The organism is Plesiocystis pacifica SIR-1 (assembly GCF_000170895.1).
In the GTDB taxonomy this organism is placed as follows: Bacteria; Myxococcota_A; Polyangia; order Nannocystales; family Nannocystaceae; genus Plesiocystis; species Plesiocystis pacifica.
In genome coordinates, this window is the sequence record NZ_ABCS01000032.1 from 81,123 (window position 1) to 88,661 (window position 7,539).

Genomic DNA, 7,539 nt, shown 5'->3' on the forward strand with positions numbered 1-7,539 from the left:
AGTTTTCACAGTCCCTGTCTATTTTTGCCGTCGTGGACGACGCCACGCCCTCCCTGCCCCACGTCCACGACTCAGCGGGGGTGCAAGAGTGCGTCCCGGGTAGCGAGGGCGTAGCGTCGCCGGACCTCGGTCTGGGCGTCTCGATCGCCGGGCCGCGCGGCGCCTTCGATGGCCCGCAAGCTCGCCAGGCTCTCGCCGTCGATGGCGACGAGCAATTCGTTGAGCACAGCGCGGTAGCGGAGCACCAGCGGATCGGCTTCGGCCTCGTGGCTGCCCCGGGCGAGGAGCTCGCGGATGGCGTCCGGGCGGCTGCGCAGGGCCACGATGGCCCGGGCGAGGGCGTGGCGGCGGGCGAAGCTCGGCGGCCCTTCGCGGCGCTCGGCCTCGTCGGCGATGGCTAGCCACGCGCGCGCGTCCTCGGCCAGGGTCGGGGCGTCGAGCCACTCCACGGGCAGCTCGGGCTCGAGCGCGCCCGTGCCCCGCTCCCGCGACGCGGGCAAGCCGGCGCGGGCTCGATCCATGCGCCGGTTCATGCGCCGCTCGAGCTCGCGGAGGTCTCGCTCGCGCAGGGCCTCGGTCAGCGCCGCGAGCACGGCGTCGATGCCCGGGCCCCCGGGCGCGCCGCCCTTGGCGACGGCGCGATCGAAGGCCCACGCCGAGAGCTGGTGATCGAGGAGGCGCTCGAGCTCGTGGCTGAGCGGGAGCAGCAGGCGGCTGCCGAGGGCCCGCGCGTCGCCCTGGGGCGCGCGCCGAGCCATGGACGCGATGCGGGCCTTGGGCCCCTTGCGCTGGAGGTAGATGCGGGTCCGCTCGCGCTCGACGGCGAGCAGGCCCGAGTCGCCGATGTGCTCGGTGTTGTCGAGGTCGATCGACAGCTCGAGCAGGGTCCGCTCCATCTCGGCGAAGGTGCGCTCGAGCCCGGCGACGCGCCGCTGCCAGTAAAAGCGGCAGAAGCTCCGGCCGTGAAACAGCACCCGGGCGGCGAGCAGGCGGGCGAGCGGGGGGAGGGGACGACCCGGCGACAGGCCCAGGGACTGGAGGGCCTGGAGGTGGGCGACGGCGAGCAGCGCGTGGGCGCGGGTCCGCTGGTTCTCGATGCTCGCCGGGCTGGGCGGGTCCGCCGAGCCGGAGTCGGGATCGGCGTCGGGCTCCGGCAGGGGCGCGGCGAGGCGGGCGTAGGCCAGCTCGACCGCGGCGAGGACTCGATCGTCGACGGGCGTCAGCAGGGCCGTGGCCGCGTCGGGGAGCTCCTCGGGCAGGGCCTGGCTCGAGCGATCGAGGGCGGCCAGGCGCGCGAGGCCCTGGAGCTCGGGGTGGTCGTCGAGGCGCGCGATCCACCGGGCCGCGCCGCCAGGGTGGGGCTCGGCGAGCAGCGCCGCCTTGATCGTCGCGCGATCGAGGGGCAGGCCAGGGCACAGCAGCGGGACCAGGGAGCGGTCCGTTTCGGAACGACGCGCCCGGGCGGCGAGCTGCTCGCAATCGCCGACCGCCTCGATGTGGTCGGGGTCTTCGCCAGGGTCTTTTGCCTTCGCCTCGACCGCGCCGTCCCCAGCTCCGGTTGGGGCGGACGCCGTCGACTCGGCGCTCGCGTCGTCGCCACAGCCTGCGCCCGCGCCCGCGCCCCAACCAAAGATGGGCACGAGGGCGAGGAGCAGCGCGCGGGTCGAAGGGCCGCGCTCGCGGCTCACTGCTCGACGAGGCGACGGATGACTTCGCGCAGGCGATGCACGCCGCCCATGTCGCGGGCCATGAACTCGAGGCCGACGCCGTCCTCGTTGTTCTTGTTGCGGACCACCGCGAGGATCTCGAGGGGTCGGGCGCTCCCCGGTGGCGTGATCTCGATGATGACCTCGTCACCAACGTCGGGGCGCTCGTCCTGGGTCAGGAGCAGGGCGCCACCTTCGGAGATCTCGGACAGCGCCGCCATCTTGAAGTCGCGCTCACCCCGCCGGCGCCAGCGAATCTCGACGAGCACGGGCAGGCGCACATGGCGACGGCGCGCGGTGAGGCGGACCTCGCCCGTCGCAACCTTCTTCAGGAACTGGACTTTTCGGGCCTCGGTGCCGGCGCACATCACGGTCCCGCCTGCGCGCACGCGCAACCGGGGCCGAGCGGCGTGCCACTCCTGCCCGATCGCCCGGACCATCATTTTGCCGGGCAATCCAGTAAAGGAGAGCTCGAGCAGGATCTCTTCTCCTGGCTCGTAGCTGTCCGTGGTGAACACTTCGAGGGCGTTGTCTTCGCGGATCGCGGCGACAAAGTCCTCAGCAGTTCCGTAGTGCGAGCGTATTTTCCGCAAGGAATCGTACGTCCCTAGAAGTGTGCGCACTCTACCACACTTCTCTCCGTGTGGGTGGCTTCGTTCGAGCTTCGGGAGGATGGCTCTAGGCTCCCATACAACTGATCGTAAGGCTGGTGACACCTGGGGATCATGGTGAATGAAGCGCCCCCTCGCATGGCTCCTCCCCGGCGCGAGTGCGCATCGTCAAACACGCCGGCCGCGCGGTTGGAGTGCGGATCCTGCGGCCTGAAGCCACCCTGGCGCGTGTCTGGGGGTACCTCGCCGTCTCAAAAGGGCTATGTTGCGCCGGTGACGTCGCCCCCCGGCTCGACCCCGGACGCCTCCGCAGACAACGCCGCCTCGAGCGCCGATGTGCGCCCGCTGGTGTGTCTGCCCACATATGACGAGCGAGAAAACCTAGGCGCGATCTTGGACGCGATCTTGGCGGCGCAGCCAGACTTCCATGTTCTGGTCATCGACGACGCCAGCCCCGACGGCACGGGGGCCCTCGCCGACGAGCGCGCAGCTGCGGATCCGCGCGTCCACGTGCTCCACCGCCAGGGTAAGGAGGGCCTGGGCAAGGCCTACGTCGCCGGCTTCGAGTGGGGCCTGGCCCAGCCGGCGGGCTACACCCACCTGTTCGAGATGGACGCGGACTTCTCGCACGATCCGCGTTACCTCGAAGGTCTGCTGCGCGCGTGCACCGAGGGCCGGGCGGACTTGGCGATCGGCAGCCGCTACGTGCCGGGCGGCGGGACCCAGGGCTGGCCGTGGCACCGCCAGTTCCTGTCCCGGGGCGGGGGCCTCTACGCCCGCAGCATCCTCGGCCTGACGATCCAGGATCCGACCGCGGGCTTTTTGTGCTTCACCCGCGCCGTGCTCGAGCGCCTCGACCTCCGCGCCCTCGCGACCCGGGGCTACGGCTTTCAGATCGAGCTCAAGTACCGCGTGGTCCAGGCCGGCTACCGCGTGCTCGAGGTCCCCATCGTGTTCGTCGAGCGCGAGCGCGGGCAGTCCAAGATGAACACCAAGATCGCCGTCGAGGCGCTGTGGAAGGTGATCGAGCTGCGCGCGCGCGGCTGAGCTGAGCCATGGGCACCAAGATCTGGATGTCGAGCCTGGGCCGGGCCGTGGACCCCGAGCACGCGACCATCAGCGTGTTCGACCGGGGCTTTTTGTACGGCGACAGCGTCTACGAGACCATGCGCACCGCCGGCGGGCGCGTGGTCGAGCTCGAGCCGCACCTCGATCGTCTGTGGCGGAGCGCGGCCGGCATCGCCTTCGAGCTGCCCTTTGGCCGGGAGCAGCTGCGCGCGGCCATCGACGAGACCCTCGCCGCGGCGGGCAACCCCGACAGCCGCATCCGCCTGGTGGTCACCCGCGGCACCGGGCCCATCGCCCTCGATACGCGCATGGCCGAGTCGCCCGTGGCGGTCGTCATGGTCACGCCCCTGAGCGTGCCCGACGAGGCCGCCCGGACCCGCGGCATCTCGGCGGTGATCGTCTCGGGCGAGGGCGCGATCGCGGGGCTCAAGACCGGCAGCTACCTCGGCAACATCCTCGCCCTGCGCAAGGCTCACGAGGACGGGGCCGACGACGCGATCATGTGCAACGCCGAGGGGGCCGTGGCCGAGGGCGCGACCTCCAACGTGTTCATGGTCGACGCACGCGGCGGGGTGTCGACGCCCTCGCTGGCCACGGGCTTGCTCGCGGGCATCACCCGCGGCGTGGTCCTCGAGCTGCTCCGCGGCGAGCTCGGGGTCGAGGTCCACGAGGGCACGATCTGGCCGGACCAGCTGCGCGGCGCCGCGGAGGTGTTCATGACCTCCTCGGTGCGCGGCGTGATGCCGGTGACCACCCTCGACGGCGCGCGCGTCGGTGCCGGCGAGGCGGGCCCGCTGACGGTGAAGCTGGCCGCAGCCTACGACCGCTACCTCGACGGGCAGTCCCGGGCCTGAGTCGTGGGCGTGGGGCAGGGAGGGCGTGGCGTCGTCCACGACGAGCGCAGAGCATCCAGGCGTGAGCGATGCAACATGGGGCGCGCGGCAGCGTTCCGGCAGCGCTTGCGCGGGTGGCCGCGTGCGTCTACGGTACCGCCCCCGATGAAGCCCCTCGAGATTTGCAAGCACCTCGGCCAGGAGAAGGTCGACGCCTACTACTCGCTGCTCTCTGGCAAGGAGCTCCGCGCCGTGCTCAAGGCGGGCGGCTCGCACTCGAACACGCCCAAGACCGCGTTCAGTCAGGCGGCGCGCCGCAAGGTCTGGCGCAAGCGCTTCGACAACGAGTTCACCAAGCAAAACGAGCAGCTGGCCCTGGCCTTCCTGATCGAGTGGCTCATGCGCCACCACCGGGACATGCTCATCGAGTACCTGGACTCCCTGGAGGTCCGCCACACCCAGGGCGAGACCGACGAGGACTTCTGCGAGACCAAGACCCCGGAGGAGCTGCGCGAGGCCGCCAAGGGCCTGATGGAGCGCCACCCGCACCACGAGGTCGCGACCTACCTGCTGCTCGTCGGGCACCTGCAGGAGACCAACATCTACGACGAGACCCCCGAGATCCTCGAGGCCCTGGGCATGCCCAAGGGCGAGATCGACGGCTACGTCGAGACCTTCAAGAAGCGCTGGGCCGAGCGCCCGGCCTCCTGACCCATCCCCGCCGCCCTCGCGCTCCGGCCCCCAGGAAGGACCCGCCATGGACCGACTCGCCATGCTCGAGCAGATCGCCAAGACCAAGCTCGACGATCCCTTCCCGCAGTACGGCCTGGCCATGGAGTACAAGAAGCTGGGTCGCCTGGCCGAGGCGCGGCAGGCCTTCGCCGCCCTGGTCGAGCGCCACGCGAGCTACATCCCGGCCTACCTGATGTACGGGAACCTGCTCGAGGCGGTCGCCGCAGCGGGGGAGGACGAGGGCGCGAAGGCCGAGGCGGCCAGCATGTACGAGCGCGGCATCGAGGTCGCCTCGGCGGCGATGGACGAGCACGCCGTGTCCGAGCTCCGCGCGGCCCGGGACGCGCTCGGGTGAGCGCCGCCGACCTCAGCCGCCTGCGGGTCGTGTTCGCTAGCCCCCGGCGCCTGCCCAAGGCCCGGGAGCTCGACGGCCGCGTGGTCGTGCTGGACATCGCGTTCGCGTCCGAGGGCCTGGGCAAGGGCTTTCGCAAGACCACCGGCAAGTTCATCACCCAGCTGGGCGACCGCCTCGCGCGCTGGGTCGACCACCACGATCACCCCGCGCACCCGGAGTTCGCCGACGACCCGCGCTTCGTGCTGGCGACCAAGGCCGAGCACGGCGCGTGCCCGGAGATGATCGACGAGGAGCTGGTCCGCGACACCGGCCCCGTCGACACCGTCGTCGCGCACTTCGACCTCGACGGGCTCTACGCGGCGGTCAAGTGGATCCTCGGCGGGCGCGAGCCCTACCCGGGGGCCGACGACGACGCCCGGGCCGTGGACACGCGCATCGGCCCCGTGGGCCCGGAGGCCACGGCCATCGACAAGGCCCTGCGCGCCCACTACCGCGACGAGGTGCTCAAGCAGCGGATCATCCGCTACCTCGTCGAGGGCCTAAAGCCCGGCCCCGAGCGCGAGGCCATCGCCAAGGCGGCCGCGGACTACGACCGGATGGCGGCGCGCTCCGTGGCCATCGCCGACAGCTACGCCGTCGAGGGCGAGCTGGCCGTGGTGTCCGTGCCCGGAGGCGCCGGCGACTTCGACAAGACCGAGCTGCTCTTGCTCGGGCAAAAGCTCGCCACGGTCGCGGTGGTCGTCGACGGGGGCAACGTCAGCATCGCGGCGCCCTTCGACTCGGGGCTCAACTTCGTCGACCTGCTCGATCTGGGCGGCGGCATGCCGACGCGGGTCAACGTCCCGCGCAAGCGCCTCGACGACTCGCTGGCCAAGATCCGCGCGGCCCTCGACGCGCGCTCGAGCTCGGCCTCCGAGTCGGTCGAGCCGAGCGAGTAGCGCTACTCGCACCAGCTGGCCGCGTCGGCCCGGGTCTGGGCGCGCTTGGCTTTGGCCGGATCCTCGCGCAGGCCGTCGGCGTAGAGCGTCCAGGTCGTCGCGTGGTCGGGGATCAGCCGGGTCAGGGTCTTGGCGATCTGCTGGGCCTCGCCCTCCTTGTCCTGGCTGCGGAGGTAGCGGACGGTCAGCTCGCCGAGATCGATGAGCCAGCCCAGGTCGGGGCGCTTGGACATCCGGGCCAGGCGCCAGGCCTCGAGGAAGCTCTCGGCCGCGGCCTCGACCTCGCCGTCGGTGGCCTGCATGCGCCCGAGCACGCTGAGCACCCGGGCGCGCTCGCGGGGGCCCTTGCCCCGGCGCTTGGCCTCGTCGATGCGGATCGCGGCGCGTTCGCGGCGGCCGGCGTCGTGGTCGAGGCGGGCGAGCAGGGCGAGGTTCTCGGCGCTGACGGACAGCGGGTTGGGGGCGCTCGACAGCCGGGTGACGATGGCCGCGATGGCCTCCGGGAGCGGCTTTTCTTCCGGGGAGTCGCCAGCGGTCGCGTCCGCGTTGGCGCGGGCGCCCCCCTCGGCGATGAAGCGGCGCAGCTCGAGGCTGTCGCGGACCTGCTCGTCCTCGATGGCCGCGCGCTCGAGCCACTGCGGCCAGGCCGGGTCGGGCTCGGGGGGCAGGCCCCAAAAGCGGGCGTCCTCGAGGCGGAGCAGCTCGAGCTCGACGAGGCGGCGGTAGTCGTCGGTGTCGAGCAGCGGCGGCGAGACCCGCCCGCCTTGCGTGCTCGGATCCGCAGGCAGGCGGGCGGCGTCGGACTTGGCCAGCTCGAGCAGGGCCTCGGTCGCCCGGGCGCGGCAGCCGTGCTCGACGAGGAAGTCGGCGTGCAGCCTGGCGTAGCGCGGGTCGAGGTCGACGGCGATGGACCGGCGCGCGGCGTCGAGGTGGCCGTGGGCGCTGGCGAGGTCTTCGTCGTGGACCGCGAGCAGGGCGAGGAGCTCGTGGGCGCGGGCGGGCAGGGGACCCTGGCGCACGCGCTCGAGCCGGGCGCGGGCCTGGGCCCGGTCCTTGGCGGCCGCTTCGGGGTCGCGCGCGTCGCCCTCGGAAGCTCGGGCGATGAGCTGCTCGGCCTCGGCCAGCTCGAGGCGCCAGGGCAGCTCGCCCTCGCCGGCGCTTTGCTGGCGCAGCGCGGCGAGCTTGGCGAGGGCGCGCTCGGGTTTGTCGAGGGCCCGGAGCTCGGCGACCTGCACGGCGGGGTGCTCGGCGAGGTCGGGGTGGGTCTCGAGCAGGGCCGCGAGGGCGTCGGACTCC

Annotated in this window: 7 protein-coding genes and 1 pseudogene; 5 read left to right on the forward strand and 3 right to left on the reverse strand. The window is 72.3% G+C overall.

Annotated elements, in window-relative coordinates; all coding sequences use genetic code 11:
* Positions 1–71: 71 nt before the first annotated feature.
* Together PPSIR1_RS18125 and PPSIR1_RS18130 are read right to left on the reverse strand one after the other, a co-directional pair.
* Positions 72–1,688, reverse strand: a complete 1,617-nt coding sequence (locus PPSIR1_RS18125; protein ID WP_006972566.1) for a hypothetical protein — start codon at positions 1,686–1,688, stop codon at positions 72–74.
* On the reverse strand, positions 1,685–2,299 hold the full coding sequence (locus PPSIR1_RS18130; protein ID WP_157595681.1) for a PilZ domain-containing protein: 615 nt from the start codon (positions 2,297–2,299) through the stop codon (positions 1,685–1,687). Before PPSIR1_RS18130 ends, PPSIR1_RS18125 begins: the two co-directional genes overlap by 4 nt.
* Positions 2,300–2,653: 354 nt before the next feature.
* Between PPSIR1_RS18130 and PPSIR1_RS18135 the strand changes: the two genes are divergently transcribed.
* From PPSIR1_RS18135 to PPSIR1_RS18155, 5 genes are all read left to right on the forward strand, one after another.
* Complete coding sequence (locus PPSIR1_RS18135; RefSeq protein ID WP_045116264.1) at positions 2,654–3,364, forward strand: polyprenol monophosphomannose synthase; 711 nt, start codon at positions 2,654–2,656, stop codon at positions 3,362–3,364.
* An 8-nt stretch (positions 3,365–3,372) separates the two neighbouring features.
* Positions 3,373–4,239, forward strand: coding sequence for an aminotransferase class IV (locus PPSIR1_RS18140; protein ID WP_006972569.1), 867 nt, complete (start codon positions 3,373–3,375; stop codon positions 4,237–4,239).
* 144 nt (positions 4,240–4,383) lie between these two features.
* Complete coding sequence (locus PPSIR1_RS18145) at positions 4,384–4,929, forward strand: hypothetical protein (protein ID WP_006972570.1); 546 nt, start codon at positions 4,384–4,386, stop codon at positions 4,927–4,929.
* Between the two features lie 46 nt (positions 4,930–4,975).
* Entirely contained in the window at positions 4,976–5,305 is a 330-nt protein-coding gene (locus tag PPSIR1_RS18150) for a hypothetical protein (RefSeq protein ID WP_006972571.1), read from the forward strand.
* The gene (locus tag PPSIR1_RS18155) at positions 5,302–6,243 is read left to right on the forward strand and encodes a hypothetical protein (protein WP_006972572.1); all 942 of its coding nucleotides are present in this window, start codon (positions 5,302–5,304) and stop codon (positions 6,241–6,243) included. The genes PPSIR1_RS18150 and PPSIR1_RS18155 overlap by 4 nt, the downstream gene beginning before the upstream one ends.
* A gap of 2 nt (positions 6,244–6,245) precedes the next feature.
* Here the strand turns inward: PPSIR1_RS18155 and PPSIR1_RS18160 are convergent.
* A pseudogene (locus PPSIR1_RS18160) lies at positions 6,246–7,539 on the reverse strand (hypothetical protein); the annotation flags it as partial.

Bases quoted from the DNA above. Each gene is read 5' to 3' on its own strand.
- PPSIR1_RS18140 (WP_006972569.1), top strand. From the start codon at position 3,373: ATGGGCACCAAGATCTGGATGTCGAGCCTGGGCCGGGCCGTGGACCCC.
- PPSIR1_RS18145 (WP_006972570.1), top strand. From the start codon at position 4,384: ATGAAGCCCCTCGAGATTTGCAAGCACCTCGGCCAGGAGAAGGTCGAC.
- PPSIR1_RS18150 (WP_006972571.1), top strand. From the start codon at position 4,976: ATGGACCGACTCGCCATGCTCGAGCAGATCGCCAAGACCAAGCTCGAC.